This window comes from Streptomyces sp. NPDC048275, from assembly GCF_040652275.1.
Taxonomy (GTDB): domain Bacteria; phylum Actinomycetota; class Actinomycetes; order Streptomycetales; family Streptomycetaceae; genus Streptomyces.
On record NZ_JBEZLR010000053.1, the window covers coordinates 23555 to 41402 of the forward strand.

General features: G+C 70.2%; 16 protein-coding genes. 7 read left to right on the forward strand and 9 right to left on the reverse strand.

Annotated elements, in window-relative coordinates; all coding sequences use genetic code 11:
• Positions 1–50 precede the first annotated feature (50 nt).
• A complete protein-coding gene (locus AB0D57_RS27730) occupies positions 51–914 on the reverse strand; it encodes a MaoC/PaaZ C-terminal domain-containing protein (RefSeq protein ID WP_362078518.1) in 864 nt (287 codons plus the stop codon).
• A 281-nt stretch (positions 915–1195) separates the two neighbouring features.
• Here AB0D57_RS27730 and AB0D57_RS27735 point away from each other — a divergent pair, with 281 nt between their 5' ends.
• From AB0D57_RS27735 to AB0D57_RS27750, 4 genes are all read left to right on the forward strand, one after another.
• The gene (locus AB0D57_RS27735; RefSeq protein ID WP_362078521.1) at positions 1196–2215 is read left to right on the forward strand and encodes an ABC transporter ATP-binding protein; all 1020 of its coding nucleotides are present in this window, start codon (positions 1196–1198) and stop codon (positions 2213–2215) included.
• Positions 2215–2934, forward strand: a complete 720-nt coding sequence (locus tag AB0D57_RS27740) for an ABC transporter permease (RefSeq protein ID WP_362078524.1) — start codon at positions 2215–2217, stop codon at positions 2932–2934. The genes AB0D57_RS27735 and AB0D57_RS27740 overlap by 1 nt, the downstream gene beginning before the upstream one ends.
• 27 nt (positions 2935–2961) lie before the next feature.
• Positions 2962–4254, forward strand: a complete 1293-nt coding sequence (locus AB0D57_RS27745; protein ID WP_362078527.1) for a sensor histidine kinase — start codon at positions 2962–2964, stop codon at positions 4252–4254.
• 211 nt (positions 4255–4465) lie between these two features.
• A complete protein-coding gene (locus AB0D57_RS27750; protein WP_362078635.1) occupies positions 4466–5098 on the forward strand; it encodes a response regulator transcription factor in 633 nt (210 codons plus the stop codon).
• A 38-nt stretch (positions 5099–5136) separates the two neighbouring features.
• Here AB0D57_RS27750 and AB0D57_RS27755 read toward each other — a convergent pair whose 3' ends face one another.
• Positions 5137–6573: an MFS transporter gene (locus AB0D57_RS27755; protein WP_362078532.1), complete on the reverse strand. Its 1437-nt coding sequence runs from the start codon at positions 6571–6573 to the stop codon at positions 5137–5139.
• A gap of 64 nt (positions 6574–6637) precedes the next feature.
• Positions 6638–7825: a lipid-transfer protein gene (locus tag AB0D57_RS27760; RefSeq protein WP_362078535.1), complete on the reverse strand. Its 1188-nt coding sequence runs from the start codon at positions 7823–7825 to the stop codon at positions 6638–6640.
• 201 nt (positions 7826–8026) lie between these two features.
• Here AB0D57_RS27760 and AB0D57_RS27765 point away from each other — a divergent pair, with 201 nt between their 5' ends.
• Both AB0D57_RS27765 and AB0D57_RS27770 read left to right on the forward strand, forming a co-directional pair.
• On the forward strand, positions 8027–9769 hold the full coding sequence (locus AB0D57_RS27765) for an MFS transporter (RefSeq protein ID WP_362078538.1): 1743 nt from the start codon (positions 8027–8029) through the stop codon (positions 9767–9769).
• A 113-nt stretch (positions 9770–9882) separates the two neighbouring features.
• Positions 9883–10533, forward strand: a complete 651-nt coding sequence (locus AB0D57_RS27770) for a class I SAM-dependent methyltransferase (protein ID WP_362078541.1) — start codon at positions 9883–9885, stop codon at positions 10531–10533.
• 16 nt (positions 10534–10549) lie between these two features.
• Here the strand turns inward: AB0D57_RS27770 and AB0D57_RS27775 are convergent, their stop codons facing one another.
• The 4 genes from AB0D57_RS27775 to AB0D57_RS27790 all read right to left on the reverse strand — a co-directional run bounded on the left by AB0D57_RS27775 (position 10550) and on the right by AB0D57_RS27790 (position 14920).
• Positions 10550–11386, reverse strand: coding sequence for a carbohydrate ABC transporter permease (locus AB0D57_RS27775; RefSeq protein WP_362078544.1), 837 nt, complete (start codon positions 11384–11386; stop codon positions 10550–10552).
• A gap of 15 nt (positions 11387–11401) precedes the next feature.
• Complete coding sequence (locus AB0D57_RS27780) at positions 11402–12397, reverse strand: sugar ABC transporter permease (RefSeq protein ID WP_362078547.1); 996 nt, start codon at positions 12395–12397, stop codon at positions 11402–11404.
• A gap of 65 nt (positions 12398–12462) precedes the next feature.
• Positions 12463–13806: a sugar ABC transporter substrate-binding protein gene (locus tag AB0D57_RS27785; protein WP_362078550.1), complete on the reverse strand. Its 1344-nt coding sequence runs from the start codon at positions 13804–13806 to the stop codon at positions 12463–12465.
• A gap of 94 nt (positions 13807–13900) precedes the next feature.
• On the reverse strand, positions 13901–14920 hold the full coding sequence (locus AB0D57_RS27790) for a LacI family DNA-binding transcriptional regulator (RefSeq protein ID WP_362078553.1): 1020 nt from the start codon (positions 14918–14920) through the stop codon (positions 13901–13903).
• A gap of 180 nt (positions 14921–15100) precedes the next feature.
• Between AB0D57_RS27790 and AB0D57_RS27795 the strand changes: the two genes are divergently transcribed.
• Entirely contained in the window at positions 15101–16450 is a 1350-nt protein-coding gene (locus AB0D57_RS27795) for a mucin-1 (protein WP_362078556.1), read from the forward strand.
• 138 nt (positions 16451–16588) lie between these two features.
• Here the strand turns inward: AB0D57_RS27795 and AB0D57_RS27800 are convergent, their stop codons facing one another.
• Together AB0D57_RS27800 and AB0D57_RS27805 are read right to left on the reverse strand one after the other, a co-directional pair.
• Positions 16589–17236 (reverse strand): methyltransferase domain-containing protein, encoded by a 648-nt coding sequence (locus tag AB0D57_RS27800; RefSeq protein ID WP_362078559.1) that lies wholly within the window; start codon positions 17234–17236, stop codon positions 16589–16591.
• A 356-nt stretch (positions 17237–17592) separates the two neighbouring features.
• Positions 17593–17826, reverse strand: coding sequence for a hypothetical protein (locus AB0D57_RS27805; protein ID WP_362078562.1), 234 nt, complete (start codon positions 17824–17826; stop codon positions 17593–17595).
• Between the last annotated feature and the right edge of the window lie 22 nt (positions 17827–17848).

Below are 17848 nucleotides of genomic sequence, written 5' to 3' on the forward strand. Positions count from 1 at the left end.
TAGTACTCGTAGTACTCGTAGTACTCGTACTGCTCGTGCTCGTGCTGGGCTCAGGAGTGTTCGACGATCGTGTCGGCCAGCACCGGCGCGTCGCCCCGTTCGACCGCGCTCACCGCCACCCGGACCCCGCCACTGCCACCGCCCTGCCACATCCGGATGCGCAGGGTCTCGCCGGGGAAGACGACACCGGCGAAACGCGTGGTGTACGAGCGGACGCGCGTCACGTCCCCGCCGAGCAGCGTGTCGACGACCGCCTTGAGCGTCATCCCGTAGGTGCACAGCCCGTGCAGGATCGGCCGGTCGAACCCGGCGAGCTTGGCGAACTCGGGGTCGGCGTGCAGCGGGTTGAGGTCACCGGAGAGCCGGTAGAGGAGGGCCTGGTCCTCGCGGATCGGCCGCTCGACGGTCCGGTCGGGCTCGCCCGTCGGCGGTTCGAGGCGCGTGGACGGACCCCTGTCGCCGCCCCACCCCCCTTCTCCCCGTACGAAGATCTGGGCGTCGTTCGTCCACAACGGACCCTCGGCGTCGGCGACCTCGGTGCGCATGACCAGGACCGCGGCCTTGCCCTTGTCGTACACGGCGGCGATGCGCCCTGTGGCCACGGCCTTGCCCTCGACCGGGATCGGGCGGTGCAGTTCGACGCGCTGGCCGCCGTGCAGGACGCGGGCGAGGTCGACATCGACTCCGGGCATGGACAGGCCGCTGATCACGCCCGGTGAGCCCGCGCCCGCGACGGTCGCGAAGCTCGGCAGGACGTGCAGCCTGGATTCGAGGGTGTAGCGCAGCTCGTCGGGGTCGGTCGCGGGGACGCCCGCGCCGAGGCCCAGGTGATAGAGCTGGACGTCCTTGCGATCCCAGGTGATCTCGCCGCTGCGGGGCTCGGCGGCGACGGCCTTGGCGGCGTCAATGGGCATGGGGCTCCTGATCACTAGCGCGAGAGACCTCGGCGCGACCGTCCGCACCGTCGGCCGCACCGAGGTCGACACTGGGCCACGGAACCCGCCCCTGACAGTCCTCTAGAACGCGTTCCAGTCCGGCGACCCCCTGTATAGCCCAGCGCCCAGTACTTGTGAAGACTCCTGACGGCATGTCAGATCCCGTGCGGCTCCGGGTGTGCGCCCATGACATTTGTCCCGCCCGATCCCGTACAAGCGCATCTGCCGGACCCCGGCCCCCGATCCCTAACGTCGTACCCATGACGAAGACAACTGGGAGGCCGCCGGCGGTGTCCTTCACGGGGGCGGTCAAGACGTTCGGCGCGGTGCGCGCCGTCGATGGAGTGGACCTCGACATGGCGCGGGGTGAGACGGTCGCGCTGCTCGGGCGCAACGGCGCGGGCAAGTCGACGACGATCTCGTTGCTGCTCGGCCTGGACGAGCCCGACGAGGGATCGGTCGCGCTGTTCGGCGGGCGCCCGGAGGAGGCGGTGCGCGCCGGGCGGGTCGGCGCGATGTTGCAGGAGGCGCGGCCGGTGCCCCGCGTCACCGTCCGGGAGCTGGTCTCGTTCGTCGCGGGCCGCTATCCGGCGCCGCTGCCGGTCGCCGACGCGCTGCGGCTGGCGGGCATCGAGGAGCTGGCGGGGCGACGCGTCGACCGGCTGTCCGGCGGGCAGGCACAGCGCGTGCGGTTCGCGGTGGCACTCGCCGGGAACCCCGAGCTGATCGTGCTCGACGAGCCGACCGCCGCGCTGGACGTGGAGGCACGGCACGCGTTCTGGGACTCGATGCGGGCGTACGCCCGCCGCGGCCACACCGTCCTGTTCTCCACGCACTACCTGGAGGAGGCCGACGCGCACGCCGACCGGATCGTCGTCATCGATCGCGGCCGGATCGTCGCCGACGGCACCGGGGAGCGGCTCAAGCGGGCGGTGGGCGGCAATCTGGTCTCCTTCGACCTCGCGGGACGCGGCACGGAGGGCCTGGCGCTGCTGCCCGGCGTGGTCTGCGTGGAGGTGCGCGGGGACCGGGCCCGGCTGCGGACGGACGACTCGGACGCGACGGTGATCGCGCTGGCCGGACTGGGGGCGATACGCGGCCTGGAGGTCGCACCCGCGTCGCTGGACGAAGCGTTCCTGGCACTCACTTCGCGTGATCCCTCAAGCGTTCCCTCAAGCGTTCCCTCAAGCGTTCCCTCAAGCGTTCCCTCAAGCGTTCCCTCAAGCGTTCCCTCAAGTGATCCCTCAAGCGGTCTTTCAAGCGTTTCGGAGACGGTGTGATGCTGGACTATCTGCGGCTCGAAGTGCGCCGGACGCTGCGCGACACCGGCTTCGTGATCGGCGGCATCGCGATGCCGGTGATGATGTACCTCCTCTTCACCAACCTCGGTGGCGGTGACGACGGCGGCTGGAAGACCGCGTCCATGGTCGGCATGGCCGCGTACGGCGCGGTGGGCTCGGCCCTGAACACCGGGGGCGGGGTCGCCGAGGACAAGGTCATCGGCTGGCTGCGGCAGCTACGGGTGACACCGATGACACCGCGCGAGGTGGTGCTGGGGCGGGCGCTGACCGGCTCGGTGACCGTGCTGCCCGCGATCGCCGCGGTGCTGGCGGCGGGCGGTCTGGTCAACGGCGTACGGCTGGACGTCTGGCAGTGGGCCGCGATCGCGGTGCTGCTGTGGCTCGGTTCGGTCCCCTTCACGCTGCTCGGCCTCGGCAACGGCTACCGGCTGACCGCGCAGGCGACCGGGGTCGCGAACATGGTGTGCAACCTGGGGCTCTCGGTGGTGGGCGGCCTGTGGTTCCCGCTCGACCTCTTCCCCGGCTGGCTGCGGTCCCTGTCCGCCTACACCCCCACGAACCGGTTCGCCGAGCTCGGCACGTCCGTCGCCGACGGTGGCGCGCCGACGCTCGCCGCGGTCACGGTCCTCACCGGCTGGCTGCTGGCCTTCGGTTCGTACGCTGTGGTCTCGTACCGCAGGGCCGCGCGGTCCGTCTGAACCGGGAGCGGAGACTGGAGCGCAGAGATGTCATGGATACGCGGCGCGACTTGCCGGATGGACGCGTGGGGGGAGGCACGGCGGCAGTGGAAGGGTGACAGGAAGAGGTTCAAGGATGACCAGCTGACCGCGAGCAGGACCGGGAAGCGGCCCGAGAACCCGGGCCCGCCGCCCACCGGCTTCACCCTGCTGCCCTGGCTTCTGATGGGCATGGGCGCCTTCTCCAACCTCTTCCAGGGCAAGACCCCCAACCCCTGGATCGGCGGCCTGGGCCTGCTCGCCTTCAACTCCCTCTACATCTACGTCGTGTTCCGCGCCTTCGTGAAGGAGGCCCGCGAGGCCCGCTCCACCCGCCTGGCGCTCGCCCTGATGGCCGCGGTGACCTGCGTTCTCGCCATCGGCTACGGCGGCAGCTGGCTGCTGTTCTTCCCCCTGCTGGGCCTGGCGACGGGGGCGATCCTGCGCGGCCCGTGGCTCGGCAGGGCCGGTCTCGGCCTGAGCGCGCTGGCGGGTGTCGTCTCCGCCGTCCGGGACGGCTGGGACGCGGTCAACATCGCGTACGGCACCTTCCTGTCCACCATGGTGACAGCCGCGATCCTCTCCCTCGCCGAAGCGGTACGGGAACTGCGCGCGGCCCGCGAGGAGCTGGCCCGGCGTGCCGTCGAGCAGGAACGCCTGCGTTTCTCCCGCGATCTGCACGACCTGCTCGGCCACACCCTGTCGGTGATCGTGGTGAAGTCGGAGGCGGCCCGGCGGCTCGCCCACCGGGACCTGGAGGCGGCCCTCGTCCAAGTCACGGACATCGAGTCGGTCGGCCGCCAGGCCCTGACCGAGATCCGCGAGGCGGTCACCGGCTACCGCGAGGGCAGCCTCGCCACGGAACTGGACCGCGCCCGCTCCGCGCTGTCCGCGGTGGGGGTCGACCCGGTGGTACGGCAGTCCGGCCCGCCCCTCGCCCCCCAGACCGAGGCCCTCCTCGGCTGGGTGCTCCGCGAGGCGGTCACCAACGTCGTCCGGCACAGCGGCGCGACCCACTGCGAGATCACCCTCGCCGGCACCCCCGAACGCGTCCGCCTGACCATCACCGACAACGGCACCGGCGTCTCCATCCAGCGCCCCGTGGACTGCATCGACGGCGTCGGCGGTACCGCCGGTACCGGCTTGAAGGGCCTCACCGAACGCCTCGCCACGGCGGGCGGCTCCCTGGAGGCGGGACCGGGTACCCGTGGCGGCTTCACGGTCATGGCTGAGCTTCCCGTGGAAGACAGCGAGTTGACGGACCTGGCGGAGCCGAGAGGAACCTCCGGACAACGGGCGTGAGCGTGAGCGGCGTGAGCGGCGTGACCGGCGCCGGGAGGCAGCACGGCACCGGAGGCTCGCCCCCGGGCCGAAGCAGACCGGGCCGTCCCCAGGCCGAAGCAGACCGGGCCGCCCGCCGCGAAGCAGACCGGTGCGCTCCGCGCCCGCCCCACCCCACGCACGCACGCCGGGAGAACGCACCCCCGCGGCATACGCTTGCCCGGTGAACGAGATGCCGCAGGACCACCGCCCCGCGAAGTCCGTGCGCGTCCTGCTCGCCGAGGATCAGCGCATGATGCGGGGCGCGCTCGCCCTGCTGCTGGGGCTGGAACCGGACATCGAGGTCGTCGCCCAGGTGGCGGCGGGCGACGCCATCGTGGACGCCGCGCTGACGCACCGGCCGGACGTGGCCCTGCTGGACATCGAACTCCCCGGCATGAGCGGACTGGACGCCGCCGCCGAACTGCGCGAACAGGCGCCCGACTGCCGGGTGTTGATCCTCACCACCTTCGGACGGCCCGGGTATCTGCGGCGCGCCATGGAGGCGGGCGCCGCGGGGTTCCTGGTGAAGGACGGGCCCGTGGAGGAACTGGCCGAGGCGATCCGGCGGGTGCTGACCGGCGAGACCGTGATCGATCCGGCGCTCGCCGCGGCCGCGCTGAGCGCCGGACCCAATCCGCTCACCACCCGTGAATGCGACGTACTGAAAGCCTCGGTGGACGGCGCCACCGTCGCCGACATCGCCGCGAAGCTCCACCTCTCCGAGTCCACCGTCCGCAACTACCTCTCCTCCGCGATCGGCAAGACAGGCACCCGCAACCGCATGGAGGCGATGCGGGAGGCCCGCCGGCAGGGGTGGCTTTAGCCTCGGAGCCGGGCCCCGCGCCCCCGCCCCCTCCCGCGTCACTTCGTCGCCGACGCGGACGTCCGTCCCGGCAGCCACAGCAGCATCAGCACCGTCCCGACGAGCAGTACGACCCCTCCCGTGCGGAAGGCCAGCGCGTACCCCGCCGTCAGTGCCTCCCCCGACGAGCCGCTCCCCGTACGGGCCGCCGCGATGGTCGACATGACGGCGAGTCCGAGTGAACCGCCCATCGTGCGGGAGGTGTTGACCAGGCCCGACACCAGGCCGGCGTCCTCCGGAGCGGCGCCCGAGGTGGCGAGCGCGGCGAGTGGGGTCGCGGCGAGGCCCGCGCCCAGCATCATCAGGACGCCCGGGAACATAATGGCGTTGAGATACGTCCCGTCGGCCGTCATCGTCGACTGCCAGCCGAAGCCCGCCGCGGCGACCAGCGTCCCGACGACCGCGACGGTGCGCGCCCCGGCCACCCGCATGAGCCGCGGCGCGAGCTTCGATCCGAGGACCACGGCCAGCGCGCTCGGCACCAGCGCGACCCCGGCGCCGAGCGGCGAGTAGTCGAGCACGTTCTGCGCGTACAGCGTCATGAAGTACCACATGCAGAACATCGCTGAGCCGCAGAGGAACATGGCCGCGTTGGCCGAGGACACCGCCCGCACACCGAACAGTTTCAACGGCATCAGCGGCGCCTTGGTGCGGGCCTCGACGAGGAGGAAGAGGCCGATCAGCGCGAGCCCGGCGCACAGCGGTACGAGGGTCGCGGCCGCCGCCCACCCCTCCGCCTCGGTCTGCACGATCCCGTACGCGAGGATCGCGAGCCCCGCCGTCACCAGCAGCGCGCCCGGCAGATCGAGCCGCCGCCCGTTCCCCGCCCGGCTCTCCGCGAGCCATCGTGCGGCGCCGGCCAGCACCACCGCGCCGATCGGCACGTTGATCAGCAGGACCCACCGCCAGGACAGCCCGTCCACCAGCAGTCCGCCGACCAGCCCGCCCGCCGCGCCGCCCCCGGCGCCGACCGCGGTCCAGGTCGCGATGGCCCGCGCCCGTGCGGCGCCCTCCGGGACGGCCGAGGTGAGAATCGTCAGCGTCGAGGGGGCGAGCACCGCGGCCCCCAACCCCTGCACGGCCCGCGCGACCAGCAGCTGCGGGCCCTCCTGGGCGAGCCCGCCGCCCACCGAGGCCAGCGTGAACAGCGCGAGCCCGACCAGGAACATCCGCTTGCGCCCGTACAGATCACCGGCCCGCCCGCCGAGCAGCATGAACCCGGCGAAGGCGATCGCGTACGCGTTCACCACCCACTGCAGGCCGGCCGTGCTCAGCCCCAGGTCGGTCCGCATGGACGGCAACGCCACGTTGACGACGGAGACGTCGAGCACGACGAGGAACTGTCCGGCGCACGCGAGGGCGACCACCACCCACATGGGCGGCGCCGTACGACCTGATGTCCGGGTGTCTTCAGCGGCTCGCAGCATGGATGTCATGCTCTCAACCGCTCTACGGTCCTGGCATCAGGATTTCGCCGCATTCCGCCCTGCGCCGGAAGACCTACACCCGCACCATCGTCACCACCGCCGCCCCGCCCAGCCCGATGTTGTGGGCCAGCCCGACCCGCGCACCCGCCACTTGCCGGCCGCCCGCCTCTCCCCTCAACTGCCATACCAGCTCGGCCACTTGGGCGATCCCGGTCGCCCCCAGTGGATGCCCCTTGGAGATCAGCCCGCCGGACGGGTTCACCACCCACCGTCCGCCGTACGTCGTGGCCCCCGACTCGACGAGCTCGCCGGACCCGCCCTCCTCGCACATCCCGAGGGCCTCGTAGGTCAGCAGCTCGTTGATGGAGAAGCAGTCGTGCAGTTCTACGACGTCCACGTCGTCGATGCCGAGTCCGGACCGCTCGTACACCTGGCGCGCGGCCTCGCGCGACATCGGCCGGCCGACGACGTCGATGCACGAGCCGGACGCGAACGACTCCTCCGTGTCCGTGGTCATCGCCTGCGCGACGATCTCCACGGCCCGCTCCCCCAGCCCGTGCCGTTCGACGAACCGTTCGGACACGACGACCGCGGCGGCGGCCCCGTCCGAGGTGGGTGAGCACTGGAGTTTCGTCAGCGGCCGGTGCACGACCCGGGCGGCGAGAATGTCGTCGACCTCGTACACGTCCTGGAACTGGGCGTACGGGTTGTTCGCCGAGTGCCGGTGGTTCTTGGCGCCGACGGCGGCGAGCTGCGCCTCGGTGGTCCCGTACTTCTCCATGTGCTCGCGCGCCGCGGCGCCGAAGATCTGCGCGGTGGGCGGGGACATCTCGAAGCCGTGCCGCGCGGCCATGACGGCGTAATGGCGGGCCACCGGGGATGTCGCGAAGTCCCCGCCGTCGGCTCCGCCGCCCAGCGCCCCCTTCTTCATCTTCTCGAAGCCCAGGGCCAGGACGCAGTCCGATCCCCCGCCCTCGACGAACTGCCGCGCCAGCATCAGGGCACTCGCGCCGGTCGCGCAGTTGTTGTTCACGTTGTAGACGGGCACGCCGGTCAGGCCCAGTTCGTAGGCGGCGCGCTGGCCGGCGGTGGAGGCCTGGAAGCAGTAGCCGACGGGCACCTGCTGCACGCGCTCGTACCCGATCCCGGCGTCGGCGAGGGCGCCCGCGCCCGCCTCCTTCGCCATGTCCCAGTACTGCCACTCCCGGGTCTCCGGCTTCTCGAACTTCGTCATGCCGACCCCGACGACGTACGCCTTCATCGTGTCCTCCCGGCCTCGGATGACGGCAGATTAGAACACGTTCTACTTTGACGGTAGGTCAGATACCCATGGGAGGGTCAAGTTTTTGTTAGTTCGCCGAAGCATCGGAATAGTTGCCCAGGCGCACCGGGTTCTGATTACACGTATCCCGCACGGATCACCCTTCTCCCTCTTCTTCGTCCGGCCTGGAGGCCTTACTCAATGACGCACACGACGAACGACCAGCCCATCCGGAGGCCCAGCGGCGCGATCGTGCCGGTGCTGGCCTTCGCGGGCATCGTTGTCGCGGTGATGCAGACCCTGCTCGTCCCTGTCATCAAGGACCTGCCGGAGCTGCTGGGCACCGCGCCCAGCAACGCCACCTGGGTGATGACCTCGACACTGCTCGCGGGAGCCGTGGCGACACCGATCATGGGCCGCCTCGGCGACCTCTACGGCAAGCGGCGCATGCTGCTGCTGAGCCTGTCCGTCATGGTCGTCGGCTCGCTGATCGCCGGATTCACGAGTGAACTGCTCGTGATGATCGGCGGCCGTGCCCTGCAGGGCTTCGCCATGGGCGCCATCCCGCTCGGCATCGGCCTGATGCGCGACATGCTGCCCCGCGAGAAGCTCCCCTCGGCGATGGCCCTGATGAGCTCCTCGATCGGCGTCGGCGGCGGACTTGCGCTGCCCGTCGCGGCCCTGGTCGCGCAGCACGCCGACTGGCACGCCCTGTTCTTCCTCGCCGCCGGACTCGGCGTCGCCTCGATCGTCCTGACCCTGGTCGCCGTACCGGAATCCCCGATGCGCGCCGAGGGCACCTTCGACGTCCTGGGCGCGATAGGCCTCTCCGCGGGCCTCGTCCTCTTTTTGCTGCCGATCACCAAGGGCAGCGACTGGGGCTGGACCTCGGGCACCACGCTCGGCCTGTTCGGAGCGGCGCTCGCCGTCCTCGTCCTGTGGGGCGTGATGGAGCTGCGCGTCAAGGCCCCGCTGGTGGACCTGCGCACCACGGCCCGCCGCTCGGTGCTCTTCACCAACCTCGCCTCGATCATGGTCGGTGTCGCCTTCTACGCCGTCTCGCTCGTCCTGCCCCAGCTGCTCCAGCTGCCGACGGCCACCGGCTACGGCCTCGGCCAGTCGATGGTGGTCGCGGGCCTGTGCGTGGCGCCGCTCGGCCTGACGATGATGTTCACCGCCCCGATCTACGCCCGCATCTCCGCCAAGTACGGCCCCAAGGTCACGCTGATCATCGGCATGCTGATCATCGCGATCGGCTACGGCGCCGGCCTCGGCCTGATGAACGCCGCCTGGCAGACCATCGTGATCGCGGTCGTCCTGGGCGCGGGTATCGGCCTCGCGTACTCCTCGCTCCCCGCCCTGATCGTCGGCTCCGTCCCCGCGTCGGAGACGGGCGCGGCCAACGGCCTCAACAGCCTGATGCGTTCCATCGGTACGTCGGTGTCGAGCGCGGTCATCGGCATGGTGCTCGCCAACACGGCCAATGACGTCGGCGGCGTCGCGATCCCGACCATGCACGGCTTCCGGGTCTCCTTCCTGATCGCCGCCGGCGCGGTCCTGGTCGGCCTGCTCTTCGCCCTGCTCCTGCCGGGCCGCCGCCGGGCGGCCAAGCCGCAGCTGCGCGCCAGCAGCGAGGAGGACGCCGCCCTGGAGCGCGCCCACGAGATCCTCGGCGGAGGTTTCCGCGGCCGGGTCCTGGACGCCGACGGCGACCCGGTCGCCCGCGCCAAGGTCACCCTGATCGACCGACGCGGCCGCCAGGCCGGCGCCACCCTCTCCGCGACGGACGGCAGCTACGCGCTCGCCGTCCCCGCCGAGGGCGCGTACGTCCTCGCCGCCAAGGCCACCGGCCACGACCCGCTCGCCTCCTCGGCGACACACACCGGCGACGACCGTCCGGTGGACGTGGACCTGCCGCTGCCGAGCGAGACCGTACGGGCGTAACAGCCCCCTCTCTCGCGCAGCACACCCCCGTCGCCCCCGCGCCGGGGGTGTCGTGCATCATGGGGCGCCCCCCTCGCCTGTACGAACTGTCACCCGCACGACCTGGAGGACCCATGCCCGCGACACCCAAGCCGGAGATCCTCGCCGCCTTCGAGGCCGCCAAGGGGTTCATGCCGCTCGGCGAGGGACTCGCGCTGTACGAGGCGGCGGTCGACGCGGGCCGACTCGGACTGCCCCTCCTGGAGGTCGGCACGTACTGCGGCCGCTCCACGATCCTGCTCGCGGACGCGGCGCGCGCGGCCGGGGTGACCGCGATCACGGTCGACCACCACCGGGGCAGCGAGGAGCAGCAGCCCGGCTGGGACTACCACGACCCGTCCACCGTCGACCCCGAACTCGGCCGCATGGACACCCTCCCCACCTTCCGCCGCACCCTCCACCGGGCAGGCCTGGAGGACCACGTGGTCGCGGTCGTCGGCCGCTCCCCGCAGATCGCCGCCTTCTGGCAGAGCCCCCTCGGTTTCGTCTTCATCGACGGCGGCCACACCGACGAGCACGCGAACGGCGACTACGAGGGCTGGGCGCCCCACGTCGCCGAAGGCGGCCTCCTCGTGATCCACGACGTCTTCCCGAACCCCGCCGACGAATTCACCGGCCAGGCCCCGTACCGCGTCTACCTCCGCGCGCTGGCCTCCGGCGCGTTCACGGAGATCTCGGCGACGGACTCGCTGCGGGTGCTGCGGCGGACGGGGCCGGGGGGCTGAGGGACCGAGCGGCTGCTCAGCCCTTGACGGCGGAGCTGGCTACTCCCTGGACGAACCAGCGCTGGAAGAACGCGAAGACCACGAGGACGGGCAGGACGAGGAGTACACCGAAGGCGAGGATCTGACCCCAGTCGGGGGGCAGTTGGCCCTGGAAGACGCTCATTTCCAGCGGCAGCGGACGTACCGCCGGGTCGGAGACCATCAGCACCGGCCACAGGAACGAGCCCCACTGGGTGAGGAAGGTGAGGATCGCGACGGAGGCGAACGCGGGCTTGCTCATCGGGACGATGATGGCGAAGAAGGTGCGCCACGGTCCGGCGCCGTCGATCCGGGCGGCTTCCTCGATGCTGGGCGGGATCGAGCGGAAGAACGTGTGGAACTGGTAGACCGAGAAGGCGTTGGCGATGAAGGGGATCGCCTGGATGAAGAGCGTGTTGCGCTGGCCGTTGAACATGTAGAAGAGCGGGACGGCCACGGACTCGAACGGGACCAGCATCAGGAGCAGGACGAGGGTGAAGACCGCCTCCCTGCCGCGCCACTTCAGCCGTGACAGGCCGTACGCCGCCATGGAGTTGACGAACAGGCCACCCGTGACGACCACGACGGCCAGCAGAATCGAGACGCCCATGAAGCGCCAGAAGTAGCCGGTGCTGTCGGAGTTGAGACTGTCCAGGACGGCGGAGTAGTTGTCGAAGGACAGGTGGGTGGGGAGGAAGCCGGAGAGGCCGTTGAGGACTTCGTCGGAGGGCTTGAGGCTGCCCATGAGCAGATAGAGGACGGGCAGCACGAAGATGAATGCCAGGACGCTGAGTACGGCGTAGTCGAGGAAGCGGCGCAGCGGGGTGCGGGTCATGTGTCAGGCCCCGTTTCAGGTGTTCTCGGGCCGGACGACGCGGCGCTGGATGAGGGTCAGGGCGACGACGATCAGGAAGAAGACGACGGTGATCGCGGATGCCTGGCCGATGTTGTTCTGGTCGAAGGCGGTGGTGACGGCCTGGTACATCACGGTGCGGGTGGCGTCCTCGTCGAGTCCACCGCCGCGGATGAGGACGTAGACCTGGTCGAAGACCCGGAAGGAGAGCACCGAGGTGAGCATCACGACGAAGACGAGGGTGTCGCGGATGCCGGGCAGGGTGACGTGGCGGAACTGCTGCCAGCGGGAGGCGCGGTCGAGTTCGGCGGCTTCGTAGAGCTCACCGGAGATCCCCTGGAGGCCGGCCAGCAGGATGACCATCTGGAAGCCGACGCCCTGCCAGACGGACAGCACGATGATCGAGGCCATGGCGGTGACACCGTCGCCGAGCCAGTCGAAGGCGCCCCAGTTGCCGAAGCTCACCGCGTTCAGGGCCGAGTTGAGCATGCCCTGGTCGCTGCGGCTGAGGATGAGCCGCCAGATCACGGCGACCAGCGCCATGGGGAAGACGACCGGCATGAAGAAGAAGGACCGGAACAGGCCGATGGCCTTGAGCTTGCGGTTGAGCAGGATCGCCAGCCCGAGCGCGAGGCCGGTCTGCAGGGGTACGACGACCACGGCGAAGGTCAGGTTGTTGAGCAGGGCCCGCAGGAACGGGCCGGACAGGTCCGGGTCGGTGAACAGGCGCCGGTACTGCTCCAGGCCGAAGAAGGACGGCTCCAGCGGGGAGCCGAGACGCACGTTGTAGAAGGAGAGGACGACTGCATAGCCGAACGGGATGCCGACGAAGGCGATGAGTCCAACGACGGCCGGGGTGGACATCAGCAGTCCGTGCACCCAGTCGCGGTTCTTTCGCACCGTTCGCGCCGGCCTCGCGGGCTTCATATGTGTCACGGGCGGGGCCTGTTCCGGGTCGGGGGGCGCGGCGTGCGCGGTTTCGACGGATTTCACGGGTGGGTCCTGTTCCCGGCCGGGGGCGGGCGCCGCTCGCGCGAGCCCGCCCCTGCCGATGGGTCCTACGGGATCTCGTAGCCGGCGTTGTCGGAGAAGTCCTGGTCGATGGCGCGGGCGGCCTTCTCCAGGGCGCTCTTCGGGTCGGCGCCGCCATAGATGCCGCTGAGGGCTTCGCTGAACTTCGAGGTGATGACGGGGTATCCGGCGGTCACCGGGCGGGTGACGGCGACGCAGGACTTGGCGATGTCGCTGTCGCCGCAGGGCTGGGCCAGCTGGTCGGCGAAGAGCTGGAGCGGGCCGCCCTGCTTGTACAGGGGGCTCTTGGCCAGGGCGGTCTCGGTGGCGGGCACGGCGCCGTTGGCCGTCGTCATGGCGGTGACGTTGGTGTCGTCGAGGAGGTAGTCCATGAACGCGCCCGCCGCCTTGGCGTTCTTCGTGTCGGCGCCGATGCCCCAGGCCCATGAGCCCTGACCGGTCTTGGGGCCGTTGCCGAAGTCGGGCAGCGGCAGCACGACGAGGTCGTCGCCGAGGGCCTCGCTGTAGGTGGGGTACATCCAGTGGCCGACCCAGCTCAGGGCGACGCGGCCCTTGGCGAAGGCGTTGCCGTCGGTGTTGGGGTCGACGTACGTCTTCCAGGACTGGAAGGTCTTCATGGCGGAGACCACAGCGGGGGTGTCGAGGGCACCCTCCGCCTTGCCGCCCTTGATGAGCGAGCCGCCGGCCGACCAGACGATCGGGGCGAAGCCGTAGGTGCCCCATTCCTTGGCGTAGCCGACGCTTTCCTGGAGGTCGAGGGTCTTGCCGTCGGAGTCCTTGGCCTTGAGCGCCTTGAGCGCGGCGGTGAACTGGTCCGCCGTCCAGCCGTCGGACAGGCTCTTCGGGTACTTCACCCCGGCCTCGTCCAGCAGCTTCTTGTTGCCGTACATGCCGAGCCCGGAGTCGAACATGCCCAGGCCGTAGTGCTTGCCGCCGATCTCGCCCTGTGCCTTGCTTGCGGCGGTGGCGTTGGCGAGGGTCTTGACGGAGACGTAGGAGTCGATCGCGGCGAGCTTCTTGTTGTAGACGAAGTTCGCCATCGTCGGGCCGTCGAACTCCATCACGTCCGGCAGCTGGGAGGCGTCCGTGGTGGTGATGGTCTTGGTGTAGTCGCTCTCGGGAATCAGCTTCAGCTCGGCCTTGACCTTGCTCTGAGAGGAGTTGAACGACTTCACCGCGGCCTGCAGCGCGGCGGCCTCGCTCTTCTGACCCTGGTGCGCCCAGACACTGATGGTGCCCTTGCCGCTGCCGGCCTCCGCGGAGGAGTTCGTGCTGCCGCCCCCGCCACAGGCGGCCAACGCCGCCAGGGGCAGAGCGAGGGCGAGGCCCGTACAAGAGGTGCGGCGGAACCTGCTGTTTCTCGAGCTCATCGGTCTGTGCCTCCGTGCGTTCATTGCTGTGACGAGGGTGTGAAGTGCGGACGTACTGGGACGGCGTGGGGGTGTGGGGTTCAAGGGGTTGGGGTTACTGCGGGCCGCGCGGGCGCGGCGGGGCGGTGGTCTCACGCAGGACGACGCGGATGGGCATCCGCACATGTCCGCGCGGTTCGGCGTCCGGCTCGTCCAGCTGCCGCAGCAGCAGCCGGGCGGCCTCGGCGCCCTGACCGGCGACCGGCTGGGCGACGGTGGTCAGCCCGACCACATCGGCGAGTTCGTGGTCGTCGAAACCGATGACGGACACGTCGTCGGGCACCCTCAGCCGGTGGCGGCGCAGGGCGCGCAGCGCGCCCATCGCCATCTCGTCGGACTGCGCGAACACCGCGGTCGGCGGGCGCGCGGCGGCCAGCAGCTCGGTCATGGCCCGCTCACCGCCCTCGACGGTGTAGTCGCCGTCCGCCTCCAGGGCCGAGTCGTGCTCTATCCCGGCCTCGGCCAGGACGTCCAGGTACGCCTGACGCCGCTCGAGCGGAGTGGTCCAGTGCAGTGGCCCGCTGGTCCCGCTGATCATCCCGATCCGTCGGTGGCCGAGGTTGACCAGGTGCCGTACGGCACTTTCCGCGCCGACCCGGTCGTCGATGCCGACCACGGTGAAACCGGGCCGGGCACCGCCGACGGTGCTGGCCAGCGGAACCCCCAGCGAGCGCAGCGCGGCGGACTCCTCTCCGTCGGGGATCAGCAGCGACAGCACGGCGTCCACCCGCTTGCGGACGGGCAGTTTGGTGAAGAAGCGCTTGCGTGTCTCCGGCGATCCCAGGTTGTACAGCAGGACGTCGTACCCGGCGGCGCTGAACTCCTTCTCGGCGGCGTCCAGCACCGTGCCGAAGAACCAGCGGCCGACGTACGGGACGACGACCCCGATGGTGAAGGTGCGGCCGCTGGCCAGGCTGGAGGCCGAACGTGACGCGGTGTAGCCCAGCTCGGCGGCGACGGCCGTGATCTGTGTGCGCACCTCGTCGGACACGCCCGGCCGGCCACGCAGTGCGCGGGACACGGTGGATGCCGAGACTCCGGCGGCGCGGGCGACATCGGTGATGCTGACCGTCACAGCACATTTCTCCCGTCGGTTTCACATCGGTGTGATCTGTGGGTGACGTGACCGTAAACCGGCGCCCGCTGTTGCGCAAGCGTTTGCGTTCATATTTACTTGGGCCGATTCTCAACAGAGCTTGCTGTAATCAATGATCAGCGCACGCGTTTGGGCGCTGTGAGCCGACAGGAACTGTGCATGCGATACGCCCCGCCCGGCCTCTGCGTGAACGACTTCGCCCTCCTGCGTGACGAGGACGACACTTACGCGGTGCTGCACCTGCAGGGCCCCTGGACACCGGAGTTCGACCATCTGCGGATGGAGACCTCCTACGGCCGGGCCACCTCCACCGACCTGGTCCACTGGCAGCCCCAGGGCACCGCCTTCGGCAACGGCCTGCCCGGCCGCTTCGACCAGCAGGCGGTGTGGACCATGCACCCCCTCCGGCACGGCGACGGAATGGCGATGTTCTACACCGGTGTGTCCGGCCTCACACCGGGCGGCTGGCCGCTCCAATCCGTCGGCCTCGCCCACTCGGAGCGCACCGACGGCACGGGCTGGCGACGCCACGGCACCGGGCCGGTCGTCGAAGCCGACCCGCGCTGGTACCGCACCGGCGAGCACATGGGCTGGCGCGATCCCTTCGTCGTACCGGACGACGAGTCGGACGGCTGGGTCATGGTCGTCTGCGCCAGCGACGCCTCCCTCCCGGTGGAGGTCAGCGGCTGCGTGGCGCTGGCCACCTCCGACGACCTGGAGCACTGGACGGTCCACCCGCCGCTCATCTCACCCGGCGACGTCGACGAGTTGGAGTGCCCGGTCCTCGAACGCCTCGACGACGGGACCTGGCTGCTGCTCGGCTCCATCGGCGCCACCCGCGGCTTCGAGTCATGGACCGCCCCGAGCCTGCGGGGCCCCTGGACCCGGCGCGGCCCCCTCGGCCCGACCGGCTCCTACGCCCCGCGCGTCATCGCCGCACCCGACGGCTCCCGCGTCGTCCTGCACACCACCCCCCGCCAGGTCGACCTCACCGACACCGGCGACCGCTGCCGCGGCATGCTCGCCCAGCCCAAGTCCCTTGTCACGCCCGCCGATTCGGCCCCCCGCCTCGAATGGTGGCCCGGCCTGGACCGCTGGCTCGGCGAGGAGACGGACCACCCCACCCTGCACGCGGTCGGCGACCTCGACATATCCGGACCCGTCGAGATCACCCTGCGCACCGACGGCCCGGGCGGCGACCGCCCCGCCCTCGCCGTGGGCTGCGACGGCAAGAACCTCTGGGTCACCGGCCCCGACGGGACCCGGCTCGGCGAGACCACCCTGACCGAACCCGCCGCCGCCCTGCGCATCCTCACCATCGGCGAGTACGTCGAGGTCTACGCCGACGGCGTCTTCGCCCTGACCACCCTGTGCTACTCCGGCCATCCCGCCCGGTGGACGGCCGTCACCGAAGGCCGCGAACGTACCGTCCCCGTCCGCCCCGTTCGGCTGCCCGACCCCCACCGCGACGACGCCTCGGCCGTCTGGCCCGGCCCCACCTCGCACTGACCCGAGCATCCAGGCGATTCGCCTGCTGCGTCGGGGGGTGGGTGGCTGCGGGTGATTCGCCGTCCCCGGCAGATGCCGGACGAGCGATGGAACGAGCTGTTCGCGGCTCTGCGATCCATTCGATCGGGCAGCCCCTGCCTACGCTTTGCGGGCGAGCAGTTGAATCTCCTGGAACTGCCTTCGGTCGGTGGGCTGAGGCTCGCGAACCATCCGGGCCACCTCGGCCAACCCGGACTTACGCAGCATCGCGGCGAGGTGATCAGGCCACCACCGATAGGCCGGCGCGACTGTGTGATCGAAGACCTGCGTCGGATGAGTCGGATCATCGCTTGCCGAAAAGCCGACCAGAAGGTGGCCGCCAGGTGCCAGCACACGATGGAACTCCGCCAGGATGACGGGGAGTTCCTGCGGCGGAGTGTGAATGATGGACCAACGGGAGAGTACGCCGCCCAGCTCGCCGTCAGCGATGTTCAACGCGGCCATCGAGCCCACGTCGAACCGCAGGCCCGGATAGGCCTCTCGAGCCAACTCGATCATCGCAGGAGAGGCATCGACACCAAACGCCGCCAGCCCCAACTCATCAAGATAAGCAGTGATATGGCCAGGACCGCACCCCAGGTCCGCGACCCGGCCGTCCCCACTCGCACGGACGACCTCGGCGAAGGCACCCAAGATCGCACGGTCCAGCGGCCTGTCACGCAGCGTGTCGCGGAACAACTGCACATAGGTGGGGGCAGCAGCGTCGTAAGCCTCGCGGGTGGCGCCGAGGGCATCGTGTTCGACCATGCTCGCGACAGTAGTTCCTGGCCCCGAGGCGAGCCGGGAGAATCACGATCTTCCCTCCCGCCCGCTCGCCCGGGCTATCGCTGGTTCAGAGAGGCCTGCATCCGTTTCCCGGTCCTCCGCCGAACACGGCACACCCTCGTGGATCTCCAGACGTAGATCCACGAGGAGCCGGTTCGCCTGCTTGTGGAACTGAACGCCGACTTCGCCACTCAAGCGCTGCCTGATCGAACGAATTCCGGAGCATCCGCGGGCAAGGTCACTTTCCTGCTACTACCGGTATGGCGCGCAACATCGACAACCAGAGAAAGTACGCAAAAAGTAACCAGGAGCCCGGAACAGGGCTAGCCTGTACAAACTTACTTGGTCTCCCACTTCAGGGCCCACGCGGCAGGCACCACTGCCTCGCACCACCAGTCGAGGGTCTGGTATGCGGCCGCCGCCTGGGCCCTCATCTCCTGGCATTCCTGCAACGTCTTGTACTTGGCAAGCGTCCCCGAAGCCGCAGAAGCGGTCCCAGCGGCGCCGATGGCAAGGGCTCCTGCGATGACGGTAGTGGCAGTAACCGCGGCGATTTTCCTACGGAACTTCACGAAGTCCTTCTCCCTCCGCTCC